The sequence below is a fragment of the Candidatus Omnitrophota bacterium genome (assembly GCA_040755155.1).
Lineage (GTDB): Bacteria > Hinthialibacterota > Hinthialibacteria > Hinthialibacterales > Hinthialibacteraceae > JBFMBP01.
In genome coordinates this window covers 1-25,370 of the sequence record JBFMBP010000101.1, presented here as the reverse complement: position 1 = coordinate 25,370, position 25,370 = coordinate 1, and the positions used below count along the sequence as shown (strand labels likewise).

The window sequence follows — 25,370 nt, the reverse complement described above, 5'->3', positions numbered from 1 at the left end:
TGTTCGATGGAATCGTCAGGCAAGATAAGGAAATGAAAACAAAAAAATCCGACGGGCCGCCGTACTTTGGCTGCCCGTTTATCGATAGGGTGTGGAATAACGAATCGTTACACTTTAAATTTCGAAATGACATCCAATAGGGAAGTGGCTTGGGTCGATAGTTCTTCGCTGGAAGTGGCGGTCTCTTCACTGGTGGAGGAGTTTTGCTGCGTCACCTGATCGAGTTGAATCAAAGATTTTTTGATTTGTTCCGCGCCTTCTTTTTGTTCGGAGCAATTGAACGATATTTGTTGAATCAATTGGGAAGAATTCTTGATGGCGTTCACGACGGATTGGATTTCGTTTCCCGCGTTTTCGGCTTTGGAGACGCTGATCTGCGCCAATTCGCTGATTTCCTTGGCGGCGACTTGGCTGCGTTCCGCTAATTTGCGCACTTCCACCGCCACGACGGCGAATCCCTTGCCCATCTCTCCGGCGCGCGCCGCTTCGATGGCGGCATTCAACGCAAGCAGATTGGTTTGATCGGATATATCGTTGATGATCGAAATTTTGTCGGCGATTTTCTTCATATCGACTACCGTATCGAACACCGCTTGACCGCCCGTGTCGGCGTTGCCGACGGCTTTGGAAGATACGAGTTCGGTCTTCGTCGTGTTTTCCGCGTTTTGTTCGATGGAGGCGAATAGCTGTTCCATGGACGCAGTGGTTTCTTCGAGGCTGGCCGCCTGTTCCGTCGCTGCATTGGCCAAATTTTGGGAAGCGGAGGACAATTCTTCCGAACTCGCCGCCACTTGTTCCGCTGTTTGTTGAATGCCTTTGACGATGGCGTTCAAATCGGAGGCCATGACATTCAGCGTATCCGCCAATATTCCGATTTCGTCTTTTTGATGAATATCCAGCGTTTGAGTAAGGTCTCCTTGCGCGATGGCTTGGGCAAATACTACTCCTTTGTTTAGAGGAACCGTGATGCCGCGAGTGATAATCGCGCCTATCGCAATTCCAGCCAAAAGAGAAATAACGGTTACGGACAATAACAATAAAAACGATCTTTGTTTGGCCGCGGCGCTGGCGATTTTCGCATTTGCCATCTCTTTTACCGACAGCTCTTCCACCTGGCTTAACAAAGCCGTCATCTCTTCGCCGATTTTCTCGAATTGGCTCATAGCTGTTTCCGCTTGAGCATCCGATTCCACCATCGCTCGGTAAGCCTTCATCAAATTCTCGACGGATTTTTGGAACGCATCGTGATTTTGTTCGATTTCGAGAATAGCCGATTTGATTTTTTCGTTATCCGTCGCCACGATTCGTCTGCCGTTGATCTCTCCTCCATTGAGAATGGCGTTCGCCACAGAATCGAATTTTTCGATAGCCTCCCCATATTCTTTTTCCAAAGCATCCAATTCGTCAGTTTTTTTCGTTTGCACGTATTCTTCCACTACTAGCCTGGTTTGAGCGATTTCGTATTTAATTTCATTGGCGGCGTCCATCAACGGGACTTCTTCGTCGAGAATTTTTTGCGCTTCCGCGCTGATGCTCGCCTCTTTAGCGCGAGTATTGATTTCCTCGTCAATAACCGATTCCAAAAGCGTGGAATCGTTGGATACTTCCTCGAACATTCCTTCCATATCGCTCATGGCCGAATCCGTATTGCCTTTTTCTTTAAGCAGCTCATCCCCCATTAGCATCATTTCGTCCGCCGAACGCTGAAATTCGTCGTTATGTTTTTGATCGGCCATTCTGACCAAATCAGCCAATTCTTCGTTATCGGTCTTGAGCACTACTGTTCCGTCCGGCAATTGCTTGCCCTCCAGGATCGCCTCTTTAAAAAGATCGAAATCTTCTAACGTTTTCCGATATTCGGCGCGAATCGCATCGACCCGGCTGGCGTCGGCGGAGGCTAGCGCAGCGGTCGCCGACTTGAATTCTTCCAACAGGTTGCGCGACGCCATGAGCGTATATTTCATCTCGTTGGCCATATCGACGATGGGCGCTTCATGATCGCCGATGATGAGCAGGTTTTTCCAGACGGTTTGAATGCCGTCGAAACCCACTCCGCTGGCTAGGATCAGTAGGATCAATATGCCGCCGAAACCCACTGCCAATTTTTTCCCAACTTTCAAATCTCTCCATGCCAACATGAACATAGTCCTCCCGATTCTTGAGAAAATTGTAAGTAGGTATATAAATTTTACTATTTATAATGTTTATATTACAAAAAAATTCAGTACTCCATTTAATATACCATATATACTTCATTGAAGCAAATTTTTTAACTCATGTTTTGCAATACCATTCCCTCACCCTTTGGAAAGAACCGTAGGGGGGCAAAGCGAAGCGTAGCCAGAGGCGACGCTGTTATAAGCCCCCCTTGCAAGGAAAGGTTGTCGGCTATTGAAGGAAGAAAACGAAGTGTTTCAGAAGAGGGGCGTGTTATGAGGATATTATCGAATATAATTCCTGTGAGCGATTTGAGCCGGGATGCGGATAAACGCGATAATCATATCTTGAGTCGGGAAATGGCTTCGGAACGTACGGAGGAGCTAAACAATGGATCTGACAAAAGTTACGACAATGGGTCTGACAAAAGTAACGACAAAACTCATAAACCTGGCCGATGAAAAAAAGTTCTATGAAGCTTTGTTTTTAGTGGATACTGGCGCAACGGATTCGATGGCTCCGGCGGACGAACTGGAGAAGGCGGGGATCCGAAAGGAAGGCAAAATGGCTTACGAGTTGGCGGATGGCTCCGTCAAAGAGATTCCGTTCGGACTTGCGCGCATCGAATTTATGGGGGAAACGACCGCCGGGCGGGTGATCTTCGGCAATCCCGGCGCCGAGCCTATCTTGGGAGTCACGGCTTTGGAATCCGTCGGCATTATGGTCGATCCCGCCAGCAAAACGCTGAAGCGTCTGCCCGCGATTCCGCTCAAGTAAACAGGCTGGACGTCAAATAGAAAATGGATCTGCTCAAGGCTGGCGCAGAGGGAATTCGTAGGATGGGCCGAGTTGTTTGACCTGACAATTTAACTATGATAGGTAATTGAGAGTGCACCCCAAGAGGGAAAAGTGCGTTGATCATTAAAGAGGGGATTATATGAATTTCCTTATAGAATTCATGTTGAGAGGGTGAATGGATAAAACGAAAGGAGTTATGGCCATGATACTGGTGCATGCAGTAGTTGCCGAAGACGGCACGCTGAAAGTTAAAGAGCCGGAATTACGCGGGGAAGAAATTGTTTTGGCTCTCTCCGAACAAGATGAGGTGGGAGAAGAAAAAGAAACAGACTGGCAAACCGTTAAAGCGGTTTTCAAAAAGGCCGATGCGCTTGATTTCCCCCGACGCAGCCCGGAAGAGATTTTGAAAGATCTCCGGGATCTGCGGGAGCCATGACGAAACTGGCCTATGTTGACACTTCGGTTTGGATCGTGCGCATCGAAGGGAAACCGCCGTACCAAAGTATCGTAGAGGAACGCTTGTAGAGTTTGGAAAAGGAAGGATGGACTTTTTGCGCGTCAGAGCTAGTCAAGATGGAGGTATTCTACAAACCGTACCGAAATAACGATACCGTTCTCATCGCATTGTATGACGAAGCATTTACGCACAAGAAAATTCTGAGAAACTATCCGATCCTTCTTAAAGAAAGCTTGCGCGTTATGCGCACAGAACGCCTCAAGACGCTTGACGCGCTTCATGTTTCACTCGCCGTTCACCACGGCTGCGGACAGTTTGTCACAGCCGATGCCGACTTCAAGCGTCTCGCCGCGCTTCCCGCTCTTTGGATTAACTTGAGCCGCGCTGTCTAACCACCAAGTGAGTTTTCCCCTTAAACGAAGCGGATTTTTATATATCTGGATGACCTACCAATACGCCGGTAGGTTTTTTTATTAGGAGACAGACCAATCAATGTCCTAAAATCGTTCCGTCTTTTAAATCACCGCAATTCAAATGCCAAGCTCACTCCAGCCCCCCTAACGCCGGAAATACTTTTTTTATAAGATATGCTTTTCACGCGAAAACGCATCGCTAGGCGATACCGCATTGGGAGACGATTATGGCGAAAAACGAAAAACTGTATAAGGCGATTTTGGAGGGAGACGCGAAAACTTCGGTGGAGACGACGAAAGAAGCGCTCGCCGCCGGAATCGCTCCATTGGAAGTCGTTACGGAAACGATGGTCCCTGCGATGGATGAAGTGGGACGGCGCTTCGAGTGCGAAGAATTTTTCATTCCCGAATTGATGATCGCCGCCCGCGCCATGAAGCAGGCGATGGAATTGATCCAGCCTCTGTTGAAGGCCAGCGGCGCCGAGCCGATCGGACGGGTAGTGATCGGCACCGTCAAAGGCGATCTGCACGACATTGGCAAGAACCTTGTTGCATCCATGCTGGAAGGCGGCGGTTTCGAGGTGACCGATCTCGGCGTCGACGTCAAGCCGGATCAAATTATTTCCGCCATCAGCGAGAAAAAAGCCGGTTTGGTTTGTCTTTCTACTTTGCTGACAACGACTATGCCGTCGATGGCGACGACGATCAACGCGCTCAAGGAGGCGGGCGTGCGCGACCGGGTGAAAGTCATGATCGGCGGCGCTCCCATCACCCAACAATACGCCGATGAAATCGGAGCGGATGGCTACGGCGAAAACGCCCGCACCGCCGTCACTCTCGCGCGCCGGTTGGCCGCTGGTTGAAAACCGGAAGGGCGAAGCGAATGAATCCTATCATTGAAAAAATCCTTGCCCGCGGGCCTGTCGTTACGGATGGCGCCTGGGGAACCCAATTGCAGGCGCGCGGCCTTGAGCCGGGCGAATGTCCCGACGCCTGGAATCTGAGCCGTCCCGAAAAAGTGGAGGAAATCGCCCGCGCCTATACGAAGGCGGGCAGCCGCATCATCCTCACTAACACCTTCGGGGCCAATCGCATCACTCTCGCCAAATACGGTTTGGCGGAAAAGGCGGCGGAAATCAACCGCCAAGGAGCAACAATATCCCAGCGCGGAACCGGCGGCCAGGCGCTCGTATTCGCTTCCATCGGCCCCACCGGCAAGATGCTGTTGATGGGGGAGGTTGAGGAGGAGGAGTTGCGCGCCGCTTTCGCCGAACAGGCGCAAGCGTTAAAAGAAGGGGGCGCGGACGGCCTCGTTGTCGAGACTATGTCCGATCCGGCGGAGGCGAAAGTCGCCGTCGCCGCCGCCCGCGAAACCGGCTTGCCCGTCGTCGGCTGCATGAGTTTCGATTCCGGCAAGAACAAGGATCGCTCCATGATGGGAACCACCATTGAACAGGCGGTGGAAGCCCTGACCGAAGCGGGCGCGGACGTCATCGGCGCCAACTGCGGCCAGGGAATCGAAGGATATATTCACATCTGTCAGCGGCTTCGCGCCGCCGCCTCGCTTCCTATCTGGATCAAAGCCAACGCCGGACTGCCGGAAATAGAAAACGGAAGAACGGTTTATAAGCGAAAACCGGAGGAATTCGCCGCCTGGATTCCCGAACTATTAAAATCGGGCGCGAGTTTCATTGGCGGTTGCTGCGGAACCTCGCCAGAATTTATCAAGGCCGTGAAAAAAGCGCTGGCCGCCGCATTGCCGTAATATTATGCCAATCGCTTTTGAATTTGACGCTTTTAAAATTCCTCTCCCAAGATTGGGAGAGGTTAGGTGAGGGTTGATAAGATAAGTTGCAACCTTATTGCGTGTTGATATTATGCGTTTGAAATTGATTAGTTGCGAAATATTTTATCGGGAAATGTGCTCCTCCATCGCCCGATCGGTCAATCGCATCGACGTGGAGTTTCTGCCCAAAGGTCTGCACGACATCGGCCAGGAAAAAATGCTGAGCCGCCTGCGCTCGGCGCTAGACGCCGTGGACGAATCCAACTATGACGCCGTGCTGCTGGGCTACGGCCTCTGCAATAACGGCGTAGCCGGTTTGGCGGCGCGCAGCGTTCCCTTGGTGATTCCCCGCGCCCACGACTGCATTACCCTTTTTCTGGGCAGCAAAGAACGATACGCCAATTATTTTCAAAATCATCCGGGTACCTATTTCCTCACTACGGGATGGATCGAGCGGGGAATCGATCTCGGCGAGATGAATCAGCTTTCCGTCCAGCATATCCACAGCTTGGATCGAACATACGAACAATTGGCGGCCAAGTACGGTGAGGACAACGCCAAATATCTTTATGAGCAATTCGGCAATATGACGAAAAACTACCAACGGTTTACCTTCGTGGAGATGGGCTTGGAACCAGACGCCCGCTTCGAGCAAAGAGCCAAAGAGGAAGCGGATCGGCGCGGATGCGTCTTGGAAAAAATTCAAGGCGATATGTCCCTCTTCCAGCGATTTGTGGATGGGGATTGGAATGAGAATGATTTTCTCGTTGTCCCGCCGGGACGCCGCATCGCCGCGAAAGTGGACGATGGAATCTTGTGCGTAGAGGAGCGCGAATCATGAACGGCAGAGAACGCATCCTGGCAATGATGAAAGGCAATCCAGTGGATCGTTTGCCCTTTATGCCGATCACGATGATGTTCGCCGTGGATCAGATTGGCAAGAAATACGGCGAATACGCCGCCGATTACCGCGTCATGGCGGAAGGCCAACTCACTATGGCCGAAAAATTCGATTGCGATCACGTCTCCAGCATCTCCGATCCCGCGCGGGAAGCGGCGGACTTGGGCGCCGCTATCGAATATTTCGAAGATCAACCTCCCGCCATTATTGAAGAACATGCGCTTTTGTTGGATAAAACCAAGTTAATTGGATTGAAATTTCCCGATCCGCTGGGCGGCGGACGTATGCACGATCGCATCAAAGCTATCGCTTTGCTCAAGGAGCGCGTTGGCGGCGAAAAACTTGTTGAAGGTTGGGTGGAAGGCCCCTGCGCTATGAGCTCCGACCTGCGCGGAATCAACAATCTCATGACCGATTTTTACGACGATCCCGCTTTCGTGCGCGATCTCTTCGAATTCGTCGTTCAAATGGAATTGCAATTCGCCGTCCATCAAGTTGAAGCGGGCGCCGATTACATCGGCGTAGGCGACGCCGCCGCCTCGCTGGTGAATCTTAGGCTCTACGACGAGTTCGTTTGGCCTTACGAAAAGAAATTGGTTGATGGTTTGCATGCCTTAGGAACTAAGGTTCGCCTGCACATCTGCGGCAAGACGCGCCGCTTCTATGAAGGCATGGGAAAACTTGGCTGCGAAATTGTCGATTTGGATTGGATGAATCCCCTCGACGAAGCCCGCGAAAAAATGGGGCCGCAGCAAACTCTGTTGGGCAATATCGATCCCGTCAAAGCCCTGCGCGACGGTTCGCCGGATTCGGTTTACCAGGCCATCGCCGAATGCCATCGCCAGGCGGGCGTCCGCTATATTGTCAGCGCGGGCTGCGAGGTTACCCGCGATACGCCGCCCGCCTATCTCCGCGCCATGCTGGAATACGCCCGCCATCCCGCCTCCAGCGCTGGAACGCCGTAACGCCGCCGATGAAAAAATTGGTTCGAATCGAAATTCAACCCCTGGGTAAGACAGTCGATGTCGAAGCGGGCGCGCCTTTGCGCGACGTTCTCTTCGACTACGGCGTGGAATTTCCCTGCGGCGGACGGGGCGTATGCCGGGGCTGCCGCATCAAAGTCCTCAACGGAAACATCCCCATAACGCCGGAACAGGAAAGCGTTCTGACGGCGGAGGAACTGGCGCAGGGTTGGCGGTTGGCATGCCTGTGTGCGGCGGAAAACGATCTCGCGCTGGAAATCGCGCAATGGGAAGCGCCAATTCTTGCCGATCATTCGGCGTTTGAATTCGTTCCCGGCGAAGGTTTGGGCGTCGCCGTCGATCTTGGCACGACAACCATCGCTGCGCAATTGTTGAACCTGCAAACGGGCGAAGTCCTCGCGGTTAAAAGTTCATTGAATCCCCAAGCCCGCCACGGCGCAGACGTCATGAGCCGCATCCATTTCGCTTTGGACTTGGATGGCCAGAAGATATTGAACCAACTCATCCGCCGGGAAATCGGTTCGATGATTCTCGACCTGCTCGATTCCATTCCTCCAGAAAATACTATCGGTAGCATCGCTATCGCCGGCAATACGGCGATGCACAATCTTTTTTGCGGCATCAACGTCAAGCCGTTGGGGCAATACCCTTTCGAGCCGTTGGACGATGGATTGCAGGAAGCGCCCGCGAGCGCGTTGGGATGGAGTCTTCCCGGCGATCCCCTCGTCCGTTTTCTGCCGGGGCTGGGCGGCTTTGTCGGCAGCGACATTCTCGCCGGAATCATGGCCGTGAAAATGTACGAAAGTTCCCGCCTAGCTGGACTCATCGATCTAGGCACGAATGGCGAAATCGTTTTGGGAAATCGTGATCGGATGGTCTGCGCCTCGACGGCGGCGGGACCGGCTTTCGAAGGCGCCCGCATATCGATGGGCATGAGAGCCGCCGCCGGAGCGGTGTCCCAGGTTCGCGTCGTAAACGGCGAACTGATTGGCCGCGTATTGGGCGAAATAGAGCCGCGCGGAATTTGCGGCAGCGGCCTGGTGGACGCCATCGCGGCGGGATTGGAATTGAAAAAAATTCATCCTTCGGGACGGTTGAACGGCGGAGAGGAAGTTTTCATCGTATGTCCTCCCGTTACGCTGAAACAGCGCGACATCCGGGAATTGCAATTGGCCAAAGGCGCCATTGCGGCGGGCGTCCGCATCTTGTTGGATCGCCTTGGCGCCAAGATCGAAGAGATCGACCGAGTTTATCTGGCAGGAGCGTTCGGCAATTACATCAATATCCAAAGCGCCATCCGCATCGGCTTGTTGAATTTTCCTCCGCAAAAAATCGTTCCTTCCGGCAATACGGCGCTGCTGGGAGCGAAACTATCCCTTTTTCAATTCGACCGTCAAAAAATGCTAATGGAGCATATTATTAAAAAAACCGAACATATTTCTCTGAATGAAGACCCGCAATTTCAGCAGATTTACGTCGAGGAAATGACGTTCCCCGATTCGTAATTCCCGAATACGCAGTCATCCCGCCCGCGTCGCCAGCCCTCCTATCTGGATATGAAATAAGGTTCGAGCGAAGAATGCCAAGCCATTCCCTTATTTGTTTGGATTTCGCCGTCTCCATGTTATTCCTGGAAAGAGAAAGTATAGTATGAAATAAAAATACTTCCGCATCATTGCGCGGATACCGTATAGATAATGGAGAAAGGCTTAGGATATCTTTCATGACGATTTTTTATGAAATATGGCGTCAATTACAGATTGCAGGACCCTATCTCCTGTTCGGCTTTTTTGCGGCGGGATTGGTCAATACGTTTATTTCGGCGGGACGGATCGCCTCCTTGTTGGGCGAGCGGAATTGGAAATCCGTCTTCTGGGCGTCTCTTGTCGGCGTTCCCTTGCCGCTGTGCTCCTGTTCGGTCATCCCGACGGCGGCGGCATTGCGCCAAAAAGGCGCCAGCCGGGGGGCGACGGCCTCTTTCCTCATCTCCACTCCGGAAACCGGCGTCGATTCCATCGCGCTGACGTATGGCGTCATGGACCTGACGATCGCCATCCTGCGTCCGGTTGTCTCGTTCCTGACGGCCTTGGCGGCGGGAATGATCGTCAACCGTTGGGGGGAGCATGATGAAGCGGCGCCGGCGATAGAATCGAGTTGCCCTCGTTGCCAGACCCAGAAAAACGCCGCCCCTGCTGCGCCTGCCAACGGCGTCGCGATTCTCGAAACCGCCAATCGCCATTCCTGGCTCTACAAAATTTTCCGTTTCGCCTATATTGACTTATCGAACGATCTAGCCTATTGGCTGGCGTTGGGTTTCGTTCTTTCCGGCGTCATCGGCGCATGGCTTCCGCCTATGATTTTCGAAGGATGGGCCGGGCAGGGATTCAGTTCCTTGATTCTCATGCTCGTCATCGGCGTTCCCATGTATATCTGCGCTTCCGCCTCCACGCCGATCGCCGCCGCCATGATCGCCAAAGGATTGTCTCCCGGCGCCGCTATGGTTTTTTTGCTGGCGGGACCGGCGACGAATATCGGCGCTATCCCCGTTATTTCGAAAATCATCGGACGCCGTTCCATGATTCTCTACTTGATTTCCATCGTCTTTTTCAGTTTATGCGCGGGCGAATTGGTCAATTTATTCTATTCCGCTATGAAGATTTCGCCGTCAATGGGCATCAATCACGTCCACGCCGAAGAGCAAACGGCGTGGAGCGTCCTTTGGGGAGCGGCGTTAGGCTTCTTGATCGTCAAGGGCGTATGGAACCGTCCCATGCCGAAGGAATGGAAAAGCGTCATGGGCGCCGTTAGGAAGCCGTTCGGCGTGAAATCTTCCTGAAAACCATGTCGCAGGAATATAATGCTAACTCATGTTGCGCATTTCCATTCCCTCGCCCTTTGGGAGAGGGTTAGGGTGAGGGGTTTTAAGTTCAATCCAATCAACCCTCACCTAACCTCTCCCAATCTTGGGAGAGGAATTGTAAAGACGGCAAATTCCTTGAAAAATGGCCTTCTTGCGTAACATGAGATGCTAACTTGAAAATTGGATAATCGAGGAGATGCGATGAATTCCAGGAGAACCGCCGTCCAAGTAGAGAATCTTCAATTCTCTTACGAAGAGGAAATCGTCTTGGAAGACGTCTCTTTTTGCTTGGAAGAGAAAGATTTTCTTGGCGTCGTCGGCCCCAATGGCGGGGGGAAAACGACATTGCTGAAAATCCTGTTGGGGTTGCTGAAGGCGGATTCGGGCATAGTGGAAATTTTCGGACAACCTCCCCGGCTGGCGTCTCGCTTGATTGGTTACGTTCCACAACAGATTAACCTCGACAAGGATTTTCCCATCAATGTAGAAGACGTAGTGCTTCTGGGCCGCTTAGGCGAAGCGCCCGCCGTCGGCCGTTACCGCCCGCAGGACCGCGAGTTGGCGGAAAACGCCCTGGCGAAAGTCGATCTGGCGGAATTCCGTTATCATCGTTTCGGCAACTTGTCCGGAGGCCAGCGGCAGCGCGCTCTTATCGCCCGCGCTCTCGTCGGCGGCCCCCGCATGTTGATTATGGACGAACCAACGGCCAATGTGGACAGCCGTTCTCAAAAACGCATTTACGATTTGCTGAGCGCTCTCAACGAAGAATGCGCCATCATTCTCGTGTCCCACGATCTGGGCGTCGTCTCTCAACAAGTCAAGCATGTGGCCTGTCTCAATCGCCGCCTGGTCATGCACCCCACGAACCAAATAACCGGCGCGATGATTGAGGATATGTATCACGTCCCCATGAAACTTGTCGATCACGGACAAATCGTCTGAAGGGAAGGATGGAATCCAGTGCTGGAATTCTTGGAAGCGCTGCGCGCGCAAACTTTTATGCAAAACGCCATGATCATGGGGATTCTCGCCAGTTTCGCCTGCGGCGTCATCGGTTCCTACGTCGTCGTCAAGCGGATCGTATTCATCAGCGGCGGCATCGCCCATACCATCCTGGGCGGCATGGGCTTCGCGTATTATATGGGATGGCATCCCATGACCGGCGCTATTCCCTGCGCCCTCGCCGCCGCCCTCGCCATCGGCGTCGTCACGCTGCGCACGCGGACGCGGGAAGATACGATCATCGGTGCTTTATGGGCCGTCGGCATGGCGGTAGGCGTGATTTTCATTTCCCTCACGCCGGGATACAACGCCGATTTGATGAGCTATTTATTCGGCAACATCCTGATGGTCGCGCAGGAAGATATCTACGCCATTGGCCTGTTGGACGCCCTCATCGCCCTCATCGTTTTTCTTTTTTACAAGCAGTTTCTAGCAATCTGCTTCGACGAGGAATACGCTCGCTTGCAGGGAGTGCGGGTGGAAGCTATGTATCTGCTGCTTCTCTGCCTGATCGCGTTGACGGTAGTGGCTTTGATCCAGGTCGTCGGCATCATCCTCGTCATAGCCCTGCTGACGCTTCCCGCCGCCGTCGCGGGCCATTACGCCCGCAGTTTGGGACAGATGATGCTGCTCGCCGTTCTTCTGGGCATCGCCTTCACCGCTTCCGGCATGGCTGTCTCCTACCAACCCGACCTTCCCGCTGGCGCCACGATCATCATCATCGCCGGGACAGTCTATCTTCTTTCCACCTTATATAAAGAATTGAAAATCCGCGGGCAAAAACACCCCGCCGCGAATTCCTGATCGGCTCGAAGACGGAATAACCTAGTCCTCGCGAACTGTCCAACCTTCTATGGATTGATAATTCATTTGATTTTTTTATCTCGATAAAAAATCCCTATACACGGTTGGGGCGAAATGAAATAATGGATTGAGCCTCTTGCAAAATTCCATTATTCCTCCCCCAAGCCTGGGGAAGGTAAGGAAGGGGTTGCCTTAAACCTAATAAAATCACCCCCCCTCTAACTCCCCCCAAACTTGGGAGGAGAATTAAAGCGTAGGCTTTATCCATTTTGCAAGAGCCTCGATTGAAAACAAATATGGTTTTTCAGCAAAACGATGATTTCTTTATCCTTCGTCAAGATTGGATTCGGCATCGTTTCGAAATAAAAAGCGTGTAACATGAGCGATTCCGAAAAAGCGAACCTTTTCCAAGAATTGGAATATTGGCGCTCTCGAGCGGCAAGTCTCGAACTAGCGGAAATGGCCATGCGCGAGAAGGAAAGAGAATGGTCCAATCTCTTCGAAGGCGTACCCGCCATCCTCTTCGCCATTGATCGGGACTGCCGCATACTCGCAGCTAATCGCGCAGCGCAAGAGTATGCCAACCTCCCTCTGACTCGGTTGCTTGGAATTTCTTTGGGCGAGGCGCTTCAATGCAGCCATCGTGAAGATAATGGCATGGAATGCGGGAAAGGTTCTTATTGTTCCGATTGTTTGTTGCGCCGCGCCGTTCGAGACGCCAAGGAGCCAGCCCGTGAACTTTTCAAAATTGAAGCCGTTCTCCCTATTTTCCAGCAAGAAAAAGAGGTGATAGTATCCGCTTCTCTGTTGCGCGGCGATGGCGGGGAAAGAGTGCTTCTCTATTTGGAGGACATTTCGGAAATAAAGCAAAAAATGGAAGAAGCGAAAATCAACTTGGAAAAATATAAAGTTCTTTTCGATTCTTTTCCTTTGGGAATCAGTATTGCCGACAAGAAGGGAAACATCCTTGAAATCAACGACGAATCCGTAAGGCTTCTCGGCTTCTCGAAAGAGGAGCATCTGCGAAGACGCATTGACGATCCGGCTTGGAAAATCGTCCGTCCCGACGGTTCGCCCATGCCTTCGAAGGAATACGCCAGCGTCCGAGCCTTGAATGAAAACCGTCTGATCCAAAACGTGGAAATGGGCATCGTCAAAAAAGACGGCGATGTGGTTTGGCTTTCCGTAACGGCGGCGCCCATCCCCCTTGAGAATTATGGCGTCGCCGTCGCCTTTGGCGATATTACGGAGCGCGTGAGGATGGAAAAAGCCTTGAGCGAATCGCGTCGGATGTTGCGAATCGTCCTGGACGCCATTCCCGCCCGCGTGTTTTGGAAAGACCTTAACCTCAACTATTTGGGATGTAATCGCCTCTTTGCGATCGACGCCGGACTTGATTCGCCGGATGAAATTGTCGGAACGGACGACTTCGATTATTCCGCTCCCGATCAAGCGGAAGCCTACCGCGCCGACGATTGGGAAGTTATTCGTACTCAAAAACCGAAATTGAATTACGAAGAACCGCAAATTGGACTGGATGGCTCCAAACAATTTCTTCGTACGAGCAAAATCCCTTTACTGGATGCGCAAGGATGCGTCATCGGCGTTCTCGGCGTCTACGAAAACATCACGGATCAGAAAAAATTGGAAGAGCAGCTTCGCAATGCGCTCAAATTGGAAGCCGTGGGTCAATTGGCGGGCGGCGTCGCGCACAACATCAACAATCTCTTGACGGCGATTATCGGCAATCTCGGCCTTGCCAAAACCGCTTCCCAGCCAAAGTTGGACAAATATCTCTCGGAAGCGATGAAAGCGGCGGTTCGCTCAGCGGAGTTAATCCAACAGTTGCTGGCTTTCAGCCGGAAATCGGATATGAAATTGAAATGGATCAATTTGAATGACGTGGCCCTTGAATCCTATCGTCTTGCGCGGCAGACGATCGACCCGAACATCGAAATAACAATCTCCGCCGAGAAGAATCTTCCGAACGTCCGCGCCGACGCCGGACAAATCCGAACGGCGATTATGAATTTATGCGCCAACGCCCGCGACGCCATTCAGGAGGCGATGCAAGGCAAGATCGTCCCCGAACGGCGGAACGATCGTTTCTGGATCGAGATCAAAACAGAGTCGATCGACATCGATAAAGATTACGTCGCTCTTTATCCCTTCTCCCGGCTCGGCCGATTCGCCGTCATCGGCGTTTCCGATAATGGCTTGGGTATGGATAAGACGACGCAGGATCGCATATTCGATCCCTTCTTCACAACGAAAGATGTGGGACAAGGAACCGGATTGGGTCTTCCCAGCGTTTATGGAATCGTCAAACAGCACGATGGATGGATTCAGGTCGATAGCCAAAGAGGAAAAGGGACGACAATGAAAATTTTCCTTCCCGCCGCAAATGAAAATGTCCATTTCGCTTTTTATCCCCGGCAAGAGGAAATCCACGGCGGGACGGAAACCATCCTCATTATCGACGACGATAAAATGCTGCGCGAGTTATGCAAATCGCTTCTCGCAGAATATGGCTATACCATCCTTCTGGCGGCGGATGGCGAAGAAGGTTTGGATATCTATCTTCGAGAAAAAGATCGCATCAGCCTTATCATTCTCGATCTTTCTTTGCCGCGCTTATCCGGCGGCGAATTGCTGGAGCGGATTCTCGCCGTAGAACCCGGCGCGAAAATCATTATAAGCAGCGGCTATAAAGAAGATGCGGCAAGCCGTCTGCCGCCTCATTTCAAAGCGGCGGGATTTTCGGCCAAACCGTATCGCTTCGGCGAACTCCTGCAAAAAGTCCGGTCCGCGCTGGACGCCCCTCCAATCGATGGGCGATAATCCATCGTTCGATAATATCGTTTCCCGTTGGGAGAGGAAATGATGGGAGACTGGCGAACAAACTATTCGCCCATGTTTTATGATCGAAACGCGATAGGGATTTCCTAACTTGCAAAGAAAACGCCGATTCGCATCGATCGAAAACGGGATGGAAGGAATCCGCTGGCGTTTTATGTTAGGGCGGTTTAGGATTGCATATACATATGGGGGGAAGCGAAGCGAACTCCGCTAATGCAGAATGACCTTTTTATATATCTTCCTCGTTCTTGGACGGCTCTGGGGAGGAGAAAGTTCTTAAGATGGATGGCGTATTGGATCTTGGCGGGGAATATGCAACGTGAACGTCGATCCTTTTCCCAATTCCGACCGAAGCGTGATGCTTCCACTGTGTTCGCGGGCCGCCTTTTGCGAAAGGAACAAGCCCAGTCCAGTGCCTTTCGCCCCTTTCGTGGATTGGAAGGCGGAAAAAATCGTTTGCTGCATATCTTCGCCGATTCCCGTGCCGTTGTCAGCGACATGAAACAGGATTCGATCCGGGGCGTATTCCACGGAGAGTTTAACGAAATGATCGGTTTTATCGGGATCGTTAAAACAGGCGTCAATGGCGTTCGTTATCAAATTGACGAGGACGGCGTGCAGTTTTTCCTTATCCGCCGTAAAATCGCCTTGATCTTCCGGGATAGAGCGTTGCAGCGCAACGCCTTGTTCTTTGGCTTTCGATTCCAATAGGTTGCATGCGTCGTGCGCAATTTTTGCGGGTGAAACGGACGCCCGCTCCGGCATGCGCTCTTTGGAACAATAGAGGATGTCGAGCACCATATTGGATATGCGCTGAACATTGCGTTCGACCATATCCCATCCTTTTTTGATCACGTCTTCTTTTTTGGATCGGAAGCCTGAATTGACGACGTATAAACTGCCGTCGAGCGCCATCGCGATGCCTTTGATGCTGTGAGATATGCCGGAGACCAAGGCTCCCAGCGACGCCAATTGTTCCTGAAGTCGTCTCATCTCCGTCACGTCGATCGACATTTCCATTACGGCGTCAATCCGGCCGTCATCGTCTTTCAAAGGCGAAGAATAGACAATCATATGGATCGGCTTTCCATCCTGGGAACGAACCTCCTCTTCGCCGGAATGAATCTCGCCGTCTTGAAAAGATCGCGCAACATTGCACTGATGGCATGGCTTATTCAATCCTTTATAGGCTTGATAACAAAAATCCCCTACCCGATCGCCAAAAGATTTTTTGAAAGCCTGATTGGCTTGCAGGATGTGGAAATGGCGGTCCTGGACGGAAACGTAACAGGGGATGGCGTCGAAAAGCCGGTTGTAGGGCGCCGTTTGTTCCGGCGTTCGGTGGATGGCGCGGGGATTGGCGTTTTCAGACGTAGAGGACATCATGCACCTTTTTCAGCAATTCGGCTCGATGAATCGGTTTCTCTACATACCCCTCCGGCGATGGGACTTTTCTTTCCGTTATGAATTTTTTGAAATTGACATTGGGAAATTCCGGTTCGCCGAAACCCGTAACGATGATTACGGGAATATCGGTCAACTTTTCTTCCTTTCGCAATTCCCAATAAAATTTTATGCCCGTCTTTTTGGGCATGATGATATCGAGCGTAATTAAATCGGGATGGTATTCTTTGACCATTCTCATGCCTTGATTCGCGTCGGCGGCTTCGATGGTTTCATATCCGAAATCTTCGAAAAGCGTCGTCAAATAGGTGCGGACATCGGCTTCGTCGTCGATGACGAGGATTTTTTTTCGTTTTTCGCCCGGTGCGAGTTTGACGGGCTCGATGCCGTCGATAGCGAAAATTTCTTCTTCTTCCGCCGCTTTAGGCCATATCAGCGCTTCGGCGACGAGCTCTCCTACGGTGGCGGTCTTCATGTTGAGTTTGTAGCGCCGAATCAAATCTTCTAAGGCGTCGATGCAGTTGTGGCATGCCGTGGCGACGATTTTTGCTCCCGTCGCGCTGATTTGATCCGCCTTCACAATAGCGGCTTCCAACCGCCTTTTATTGTATTCCGGCATCGACATGGCGCCTCCTCCGCCGCTGCAACACCAATTGTCGGCGCGATTGGGATGCATTTCGACGAAATCGGCGACGCAGCGCTTCAACAAGGCGCGCGGTTCTTCCGTAATTCCCGCGCTGCGCCCCAAATTGCATGGATCATGGTAGGTTACGCGCGTCTTGTTGCGGGATGGATCGAGGGTGATGCGGCCTTCCCTGAGATAGTTCGACATGGTAACTAAAAAACTTTCCACGGGAAAATGGAGATCCATTTTCGCCCAATTCGGCGCTTCCCAGCGGGTGGCGCGATAACCGTGGCCGCATTCGGAAACGACGACTTTATTCACGCCCAGTTCCTGCGCTTTTTCGAACAATCGTTGGCCCATGAGGCCGCCCAACTTATCGTCTCCCGCGAACAAGCCGAAATTGGTATTGTCCCACCCTTCGGACGGCATCGTCCAACTCTCGCCGGCGGCGTACATGATTTTCGCCGCCGCCAGCAGCGTCAGCGGCGCATATTTCACTTCGCGGGGATTGACGACGTACATGACATTCGCCCCCTTTTTGTCGAGGGGGATTTCGGCCCGGGGATCGCCGACGTCGTTAGCGTGCTCTTCGCTGAGCCACTCGATCGTTTCCAGGTAGTCTTGGCGCGTTATCCCCATCTGATTGCCGATTTCGTACTGATCTTTGCATACGGCTTTGACGCCTTCCGGAATCGAATCCGCCGCCAAGAGCATGGCGCGTCCGGATCGGATCAGCAATGCCATATCGACGCCCATAGGACAGTTGATCGTACACCGCCGGCACATGGTGCAGGAACCCCAGCAGATATCGTGCAGATCTTCCAGCTCCTCGGGCGTTTTCAATGTCCGCGCTCCGGTCCAAAACGGCGCGATTCGGCTTAGCCAATCGTGGCGGTATTTGTACAAACTGCGAATCTTATCCGCCTTATAGGCGGGCGACATTTTCGGATCTTTCGTGGCAACGTAATAATGGCAACTATCGGCGCACATCCCGCAATGAACGCATACGCTGGCGGACAGAGCGAAATTGCGGTTGATCTTTTTTTCCAGCGTTTCGTATAATTTTTGGCATTGTTCGGCGGTTTGCATATTGGTCGTTCTCCTTTTCGCGCTATCCGCATCATAAATCCGCCGCTCGCAGACCGGCGGAATTTTTGGGGTATACGCCCCGTTTTCCGAAATGCTTCCCCAAGTAATAGCGGTTGAAGGGCCAAAGAAGGTAATGGGAAATTTTGCTGAACGGAACGTAAATCAGAAAGAACGCCGTCAGGCCGAAAAAAAGAACGATGCTCCATATCATGGGATCTGTCGCCGTGGCGGCGCTGTTCGGAATGGCGATCATCGCCGAAATCAAATAGACGTTTAAAAGGATGATGGAAAAATAATCGTCCGGAACGCTGAAGGCTCTCATGGCCGGCGATGTTAGACGCGCTATCAATCGCAACAAACCGCAAAGAAATCCCGCCGCGATGAAAAGCAAAGAAGGAAGCATAATCCAGGATTTCAGCATGACGTCCGGCCAATACGGGATGATAAAAGTAGAAGCAATGGCGGCGGCAATGGCCAGATGAAAAATCGTAAACTCGATGTATTTCATCGGATGGTCGCGGTAAACTTGCATTTCCCAGGGCATGGCGATGACCGTGAAGGAATAGCGGACACCCTCTTTGGGATTTCCATGGTTCGGCGTTCGGTCTTGGATGGGATTTTTTTTCATGATTCCCCAAATCTTGAGGGCGTAGATGACGGCCATAAACGATAAGGCGGCGATCTGCGCTTCATCTTTTAGAAATTCGACTAAAGATTCGTAACTCATCGTGTTTTCTCCTGCCCGTGCGATCGAATGCGCATGTCGCGTTGAATTTCTCTTGTAATACTCAAGCAGAGATAGATAGGCCCTTCAATCCGAAAAATTGGAGAAATCTGGTACTTTCTGGAAAAAACGGACTTTTTTGGAATGGAACGATCAGATAGACCGGTTGGAGAGTTCGCGGTATTGCGTGGGCGTAACGCCGAAAGCGTTGCGGAAAACGCGAGTGAAATACGAGGCGTCGGCGAAGCCGGTGCGATTCGCGACTTCCTGGATGGAGAGGTAGGGATCTTTCAGCCATTTCTGGGCATGGGACAGCCTTATGCGCTTGATGTTGGTTGTTAAGGATTCGCGGGCGTATTGTTTGAACGCCTTGGCGAAATACGTGGGATCGAAGCCTAACGCTTGCGCAACGATCTGCGTCGATAATGGCAAGTGGATGTTTTGATAGACGAAAGCGATCACTTGTTCGGCCAACAAACCGGTAACGCCGGAACAACGCTGCGACCGCCAGGAAGGCAGAGACAGCGAACGTCCGATTTCATGGCGTATCTTATGTTCGATCGGCGGACAATCCCGGTTTTCGTTCGGGGGATTTATTCTGCCGTTCTTTTCGCAAAGCGAACCGGTGGTTCTTTCCGATAAATAATCGGCGATGAGTTCCAGCCATCCAATGATGCGATGTTCTTTGGCTTTCGATAAAATCTGCAATTCCTCCAACGATCGGACGATTTCTTTTTGCGGGATATCCAATTCGGATATTTTATTCTGGATTTGGGAGAGACGATCGCTGCGGTCTCCGCGGTGGAGTGCGCAGACGGTCTGCAGATCGCCCGAACCTATATCGACGATACTTACGGGAAAGTGAATCGTTGCGAGTCCTGCATGACACCGCTGACATACCGGTCGATGGCTTTCGACGGCTTTTTTCGTCATGATTTGATGAGAATACAGGCATCGCGCCAATCCGATCGGGTGGCTTCTGATAAGTTGACAATATCGGGGCAAGCGGATCGATTGGGAAAAAGGCTCCTCTCTCCATTTTCCCATCGGTTGATTCTGAAAAAAGAGAAATAAATCCAAACTCGTTGTTTGCCGGAACATATCGCGAATCTTGCATAATGTTAGTGTGGGATTGACGATGGCTTCCAAGTCGAGGATGGGAAACTGAGAATCCTCTTCCAATCTTTGTTGAGGAACGATGATCGAATGATTTCGAATTATCATCTTCGTCTCTAACTTCCGGCGTTATTCGTATGGTAAAACAAATTTATCCGCCCTTCGAATGCCTTTTCTCCTCCAAGCTAGAAAAAGGGGCGCAAAACATGTTCCTCCCCAATGAAATGAATACTTCGCTATTACTTTACTTATATCTCAACAAAGCGCCTGATTTCAAGTCCTCGCCTACCGAATGAGTTTTTTCCATTCTGCCGCATCGGCGACTCCCGCTGGCTGGTCGGTAAAGGCAAGGCTATTTCTGCTCTTGAACGATTCGGAAAATGAAATGTCGTCGAGTATTAAACTTCAATGAGACGATCCATCTCGCGAAGGGTTTCCGCCACGGGATTCAGTTTGAAGGTTTTAATTTCGAAGGATTGAAAATGGACGAATTCCGCGATTCCCATCTTGGGAAAATGCAGTGTAACCTTCCGTTCCTTCGCCGTAGGATTGAAGCAGCGAAGAATATAATCCTCGGAATTCTTTGATTTTTTAAAAGCAGCCGCCAGCGCCGCTCCGCCTTCGATGAGGATGAAAGGTTGGCGTCTTTCGCCCTCTCCGATTGGAAAACAGGGGAGAATCGATGGTTTTTCGTTATGAACCAGCGCTTCCCGGTCGATGTTATCCATGCGTTCCTTCAACTCGCCTCCCGTAATCCAAAATCGAAACCAGCGTTCCCCCTGATCGGTTCGCGGCGCGAAACGGTTTTGCGGAAGGATCGGCTCCTCATTAAAAAAATTGGCCGAGGCGTAGCCGGGCGACCGCAACAGCGAGAGCCTCATCTCGCCCTCTCGGAAATCGGAGCCGTAGACGCCGTCGTTAATGCACGTCAGCGCCCTTCCTTGCCGCCGCGAGACCGCCGCCGTCCATTTTTGCGCTGCGGCTTCGTCGCCATCGCAGGCAAACTCCAGCGTTCCATAAACGGTTTGGCCGAAGTAGCTATCCGTTTCGAAAGCCGTAGGAATCGACAGTTTCAAGAGACGGTTTTTTTCGTACCAAAAAACCCGCGCCTCCACTTCCAATTCCACGCCCTGCTTGGGCAATTTATACGTCAGAACTAACGCCGAGCGTCCGTATGCGAAAACGGCTTCCGCCACCGTCCGAACCTCTCCGTCTTCGATAACCCGAACCGGATTCAATCTGTCATTCTCGATCCCCAAAAAACGAGCGCACTCTTCCGGCGCCATCAATTGGAAAACTCCCGCTTTCCGGGGAAAACTCCGTACATGAATCCCCCACGAATCGCCGTCGTCTTCCATGACTCGCGGCAGAAAGGCGTACGGTTTTAGATATTCCACTCCATCTATGCGATAGGAATCCATCAGGCCGGTTCGGGTATTGATAACGGCTTCCAATCGATCTGAATGGAAGGTAAGTTTTCCATCCACTTCCTGCAAACGGATTTCCGGCTTGCTGGAACGGTCTTCCAATAAGCAATTGAAGCGATTCATGCTGCTGGGCGACAATTCCGCGCGAAAAACGGCGCGCTTGCGCCATTCGACATGGATATGGCATTGCTCTTTCTCCAGTTGGCATGGAATCCGCTTCCCTTGCGAATAAATAATGGGATATTGAAATGAATCGCTGCGATTCCAATCCGCCATCTGAAATTCGCACTCGATGGTATAAGAAACTGGATAGGGATGGGGATTGTATATCAAAATAGGATATTCGCCTTCCTTCGCTTTCTCTTGATATTGAGCAAGTGCGAAAAACGCTCGCGTCTTCAAACGCGATAGAATCTCCAATCCATGATCCATCAGGCGCAGCGCATACTCCTCCACAGGCTGAATGCTGGAACCAGGCAGAATATCGTGAAATTCGGACGCCAACAGATCGCGCTCCGCCTCTTCCAACTCTTTCTGCGGATAATCCAGAAGTACTTGAATAGCGGCGTGAGACAGCATTTTTTCCGCGGAGTAAAGTTCGTTTTCCAAAAGGCGGTGTTTCTGTTTGACCCGGATTTGCGTTGTGTAGCAGCCGGGAGAAAAGGGATTGATGCTCTTTTCGCAACGGGGAAGAGAGGCGCGGGAGGCTTTCAAATCCTGGAAATAATTTTCGGGCGTTGAATGAACGATTTCCCATTCTCCGCTCTGCTTCATCAACTCTTCCAACTCCCGTAAATCCTTGCGGGAAGGCCCGCCCCCATGATTCCCCACGCCCCAAAGGACCAGGCTCAGCGGTTGGAGGGGATGATTCGCCATCCATTGTTCGACTTTGCTCCGCGCTTGGCCTAGGTTGGTGTTGTAATGGCCGGGAGCGCGATGGGCTAGGATGGCCGAACCGTCGAAACCCGTCCATAGAAAATCGTCGGCGGGCAAATCGCATTCTTTCGCGGATGGACGGCAGAAAAGATAGGAATCGTAGCCGGATTTGACGAGAATCTGCACCAATCCCCGGCTGTGTCCGAAGGGATCGAAATTGATCGCCGTCGTCGGAGCGGCGTCGAAGCGCGAACGGAAATATCTTCGTCCGCGTTCGATTTGGCGTATCAACGATTCTCCGCTGGGCATATTGCAGTCGGGCTGCAAAAACCACCCGCCCATGATGCGCCATTTTCCGGCTTCTATCAAAATGCGAATGCGCTGAAACAGATCGGGATCGAATTCTTCCACCCATTGATAGAGAAGCGCTTCGTTGTGATTGAAGACGAATCCCTCGAATTCCTCGCATAAATCCGTCGCCGCCCGGAACGTCGCCAAAGCCGCCGCCGCTCCTTCCTCCCACTCCCATAACCAAACCGGATCGATATGCGCATTGCAGATCAAATGGATTTTATTCATATCGGTTATTTCTCCCATATCAGAGTTTCGTCCAAATCCGCGATATGATATGTAATGCGTCTAGTCTATATGTGTCGAAACATTGTTAATTGAGTATAAGAATAGTATTTTGAATAGGATTTTTCTATGATTCCAATGGATTTCATCATCAAGGAGAAAGTGATGCGGAAACGTTTAGCGATAATTTGGAGCAGCGGCGATCCCGACGTCGCCCATCGCGTATGTTTTATGTACGCCCATAACGCGAAGAGAAACGAATGGTTCGACGAAGTGCTGCTTGTAATATGGGGACCGTCGGCCAAGCTGTTAAGCGAGGATCTACCGCTGCAAAAGAAGCTCAAGGCCATGAAGGAAGATGGCGTCGTCCTGAAGGCCTGCATCGATTGCGCCGATTCCTACGGCGTTACGGAAAAACTCCGTTCTCTCGGCATTGAAGTCAAAGGCATGGGCAAACCTCTGACGGAGATTTTGCAAAGCGATAGGAAAGTACTGACGTTCTAAGTTGGAGGACGATCATGTTTGCTTCATTTCGCAAATTCGTTTTTTTTACCTTGATGATTTGGTTTCCATCTTCGTCTTGCAGCGCCTTGGAGATTCGTTATTCCATCTCTATGCCTCGTCCCTGGGATCATTACTTCAACTTGCGCCTCCATCTGGACGGTCTCGGCCAGGAGACCGTGGATCTGCAAATGCCCGCCTGGTCGCCGGGACGTTATTCCATCCGCAATTTCTCGCGCAATGTCCGCGACTTTTCCGCCCGCACCAGCGAGCCTTTGCCCGTAAAAAAGATCGACAAGCAAACTTGGCGCATTGAGACAAAGGGCGTTCCATCGATCGAGGTTTCCTATAAGGTCTACGCCGACAACCTCGACGGCGCCTATTCCCAACTCAACGATTTCCACGCCTTCCTCGACGGCGCCAGCCTCTATATGTACGCCGTCGGACATAAGGACAATCCCGTTTCTCTGACCATCGAGAAGCCCGATGGCTGGATGATCCTCTCCAGCGCGGGCGATTTGGGACAGACGCAATTCGCTTTTCCCAACTACGATCTCATGATCGATCATCTCGTCCAGTTGGGGCTTTTTTTTGTGGAGGAATTCAAGATCGGGCGAACCGTCTATCGCGTCAGCCTGCTTAATAACGGCGACCGCCGCCATATCCCCGCTTTCGTGGATAAAATCCGCCGTTTGCAAGAAACCGCCGTCGCCATGCTTGGCGCCATCCCGCAGGATCGCTATACCTTTTTCTTCCATTTCCTCCCCGACTCCCGCAACACTGCCGGAATGGAGCATCTCGACGCCTGCCAGATTACCCGCAACCACGACTTGAGCGATTCCGGCGACGCCATGGATTTAACCTACTGGATCGCCGCGCACGAACTTGTTCACGCTTGGAACGTCAAGCGCCTGCGTCCCCAAGACCTCGGTCCCTTCGATTATACGCAGGAAGTCTATACGCCTCTCTTATGGCTGGCGGAAGGGTGCACAAGTTATCTGGCCAATCTCATCATGATACGGGCGGGTTTATGGGATAAAGAAAAATTCTACAACCGCTTCGCCGACGATATCCGCCAATTCCGCGCCACGCCCGGCATTTTTCAACGCAGCGCCGAGCAAAGCAGTTTCGACGCCTGGCTGCAAGACAAAGGAACCAGTTTCGGCGAAAGCGATTGGGATAATGTCTGGGTCAGCTATTATACGAAGGGCGAATTGATCGGCTTATGTATGGATATGGAAATCCGCCAGCGTACGCGCAATCGAAAGTCGTTCGAAGATTTTATGCAGCTGTTGTACAATCGTTTCTATGTGGACGCTCCGGCGGAAAGTTATTATCTTCCAGGCCGGGGTTATACGACGCAGGATGTCTTGCAGGCGTTGGCGGATGTAACCGGCGATAGTTGGAGCGAGTTTTACGATAAATTAATCGCTTCCCCCGGCGATATCCCCTTCAACGATTACCTTGCCTATGCAGGCGTGCAACTGTCGCCCAAAGAAGAGAATGATCCAACTCCCTACGCCGGCCTTCATCTCGCTTACGGTCCCGGCGGCCAGCCGCGCATCGACGGCGTCGATTACGAATCTCCCGCTCACCAGGCAGGATTGACGCGCCATGACGTTTTGATCGCCTTCGACGGCGAGCGCGTCTTGTTCAATGATTATAAAGACGTTCTGCGCCGCCGCGCCATCGATGAAGAAATCCTCGTAACGCTCTTGCGTGACGACCGCTTATTGGAAAAGAAATTACGGTTGCAGAATGGATGGAACGAAGTCGATTATCAAATCAGCGAAATGGAAAAATCTTCTCCCCTGCAAAAAAGAATCCTTCGCCAATGGCTCGGCGATAAAGATCGTAAATCGGATTGAAACGCAAGCGGCATATGAGGGTGGCAAGGGGAAAGCGCCGATGAAAACTGGCGTAAGGAAGCGGATGAAAGTTCCGTACAGTGAAGGTGTAGCGAACCACGCTGGCCCCGAGTCATGCGCCGATGGCCGCGAGGCCATAGGCGA

The 25,370-nt window shown here is 51.8% G+C and carries 20 protein-coding genes; 14 read left to right on the top strand and 6 right to left on the bottom strand.

From position 1 onward, the window contains the following. Window positions 1-107: 107 nt before the first annotated feature. A complete protein-coding gene (locus AB1656_15110) occupies window positions 108-2,138 on the bottom strand; it encodes a methyl-accepting chemotaxis protein (GenBank protein MEW6236712.1) in 2,031 nt (676 codons plus the stop codon). A 409-nt stretch (window positions 2,139-2,547) separates the two neighbouring features. Here AB1656_15110 and AB1656_15105 point away from each other — a divergent pair, with 409 nt between their 5' ends. The 12 genes from AB1656_15105 (at window position 2,548) to AB1656_15050 (ending at window position 15,002) form a co-directional block, all read left to right on the top strand. Beyond that, a complete protein-coding gene (locus AB1656_15105; protein ID MEW6236711.1) occupies window positions 2,548-2,934 on the top strand; it encodes a retroviral-like aspartic protease family protein in 387 nt (128 codons plus the stop codon). 196 nt (window positions 2,935-3,130) lie between these two features. Then, window positions 3,131-3,391: a hypothetical protein gene (locus tag AB1656_15100; protein ID MEW6236710.1), complete on the top strand. Its 261-nt coding sequence runs from the start codon at window positions 3,131-3,133 to the stop codon at window positions 3,389-3,391. A gap of 92 nt (window positions 3,392-3,483) precedes the next feature. Continuing rightward, window positions 3,484-3,804 (top strand): PIN domain-containing protein, encoded by a 321-nt coding sequence (locus tag AB1656_15095; protein ID MEW6236709.1) that lies wholly within the window; start codon window positions 3,484-3,486, stop codon window positions 3,802-3,804. Between the two features lie 248 nt (window positions 3,805-4,052). Beyond that, window positions 4,053-4,688 carry a corrinoid protein gene (locus AB1656_15090; protein MEW6236708.1) on the top strand — a complete coding sequence of 212 codons (636 nt, stop codon included), beginning with the start codon at window positions 4,053-4,055 and terminating at the stop codon, window positions 4,686-4,688. Window positions 4,689-4,708: 20 nt separating this feature from the next. Next, window positions 4,709-5,590: a homocysteine S-methyltransferase family protein gene (locus AB1656_15085; protein MEW6236707.1), complete on the top strand. Its 882-nt coding sequence runs from the start codon at window positions 4,709-4,711 to the stop codon at window positions 5,588-5,590. A 112-nt stretch (window positions 5,591-5,702) separates the two neighbouring features. After that, window positions 5,703-6,452, top strand: coding sequence for a DUF1638 domain-containing protein (locus AB1656_15080; protein ID MEW6236706.1), 750 nt, complete (start codon window positions 5,703-5,705; stop codon window positions 6,450-6,452). Next, window positions 6,449-7,477 carry a uroporphyrinogen decarboxylase family protein gene (locus tag AB1656_15075; GenBank protein ID MEW6236705.1) on the top strand — a complete coding sequence of 343 codons (1,029 nt, stop codon included), beginning with the start codon at window positions 6,449-6,451 and terminating at the stop codon, window positions 7,475-7,477. The genes AB1656_15080 and AB1656_15075 overlap by 4 nt, the downstream gene beginning before the upstream one ends. A gap of 8 nt (window positions 7,478-7,485) precedes the next feature. Then, on the top strand, window positions 7,486-9,000 hold the full coding sequence (locus AB1656_15070; protein ID MEW6236704.1) for an ASKHA domain-containing protein: 1,515 nt from the start codon (window positions 7,486-7,488) through the stop codon (window positions 8,998-9,000). Window positions 9,001-9,218: 218 nt separating this feature from the next. Beyond that, the gene (locus AB1656_15065) at window positions 9,219-10,331 is read left to right on the top strand and encodes an SO_0444 family Cu/Zn efflux transporter (protein ID MEW6236703.1); all 1,113 of its coding nucleotides are present in this window, start codon (window positions 9,219-9,221) and stop codon (window positions 10,329-10,331) included. Between the two features lie 225 nt (window positions 10,332-10,556). Next, a complete protein-coding gene (locus AB1656_15060; GenBank protein ID MEW6236702.1) occupies window positions 10,557-11,297 on the top strand; it encodes an ABC transporter ATP-binding protein in 741 nt (246 codons plus the stop codon). Between the two features lie 18 nt (window positions 11,298-11,315). Next, window positions 11,316-12,161, top strand: coding sequence for a metal ABC transporter permease (locus AB1656_15055; GenBank protein MEW6236701.1), 846 nt, complete (start codon window positions 11,316-11,318; stop codon window positions 12,159-12,161). Window positions 12,162-12,539: 378 nt separating this feature from the next. Further along, window positions 12,540-15,002: a PAS domain S-box protein gene (locus AB1656_15050; protein ID MEW6236700.1), complete on the top strand. Its 2,463-nt coding sequence runs from the start codon at window positions 12,540-12,542 to the stop codon at window positions 15,000-15,002. Window positions 15,003-15,296: 294 nt separating this feature from the next. Here the strand turns inward: AB1656_15050 and AB1656_15045 are convergent, their stop codons facing one another. The 5 genes from AB1656_15045 to AB1656_15025 form a co-directional block, all read right to left on the bottom strand. Further along, complete coding sequence (locus AB1656_15045) at window positions 15,297-16,406, bottom strand: PAS domain-containing sensor histidine kinase (GenBank protein ID MEW6236699.1); 1,110 nt, start codon at window positions 16,404-16,406, stop codon at window positions 15,297-15,299. Beyond that, entirely contained in the window at window positions 16,387-18,138 is a 1,752-nt protein-coding gene (locus AB1656_15040; protein ID MEW6236698.1) for a response regulator, read from the bottom strand. The genes AB1656_15045 and AB1656_15040 overlap by 20 nt, the downstream gene beginning before the upstream one ends. A 31-nt stretch (window positions 18,139-18,169) precedes the next feature. Further along, window positions 18,170-18,865 (bottom strand): hypothetical protein, encoded by a 696-nt coding sequence (locus AB1656_15035; protein MEW6236697.1) that lies wholly within the window; start codon window positions 18,863-18,865, stop codon window positions 18,170-18,172. 150 nt (window positions 18,866-19,015) lie between these two features. Continuing rightward, window positions 19,016-20,086, bottom strand: coding sequence for a helix-turn-helix domain-containing protein (locus tag AB1656_15030; protein MEW6236696.1), 1,071 nt, complete (start codon window positions 20,084-20,086; stop codon window positions 19,016-19,018). A gap of 290 nt (window positions 20,087-20,376) precedes the next feature. After that, window positions 20,377-22,860 (bottom strand): glycoside hydrolase family 38 C-terminal domain-containing protein, encoded by a 2,484-nt coding sequence (locus AB1656_15025; protein MEW6236695.1) that lies wholly within the window; start codon window positions 22,858-22,860, stop codon window positions 20,377-20,379. A 162-nt stretch (window positions 22,861-23,022) separates the two neighbouring features. Here AB1656_15025 and AB1656_15020 point away from each other — a divergent pair, with 162 nt between their 5' ends. After that, window positions 23,023-23,361, top strand: coding sequence for a DsrE family protein (locus AB1656_15020; GenBank protein MEW6236694.1), 339 nt, complete (start codon window positions 23,023-23,025; stop codon window positions 23,359-23,361). Between the two features lie 14 nt (window positions 23,362-23,375). Then, a complete protein-coding gene (locus tag AB1656_15015; GenBank protein MEW6236693.1) occupies window positions 23,376-25,226 on the top strand; it encodes a hypothetical protein in 1,851 nt (616 codons plus the stop codon). Window positions 25,227-25,370 lie beyond the last annotated feature (144 nt).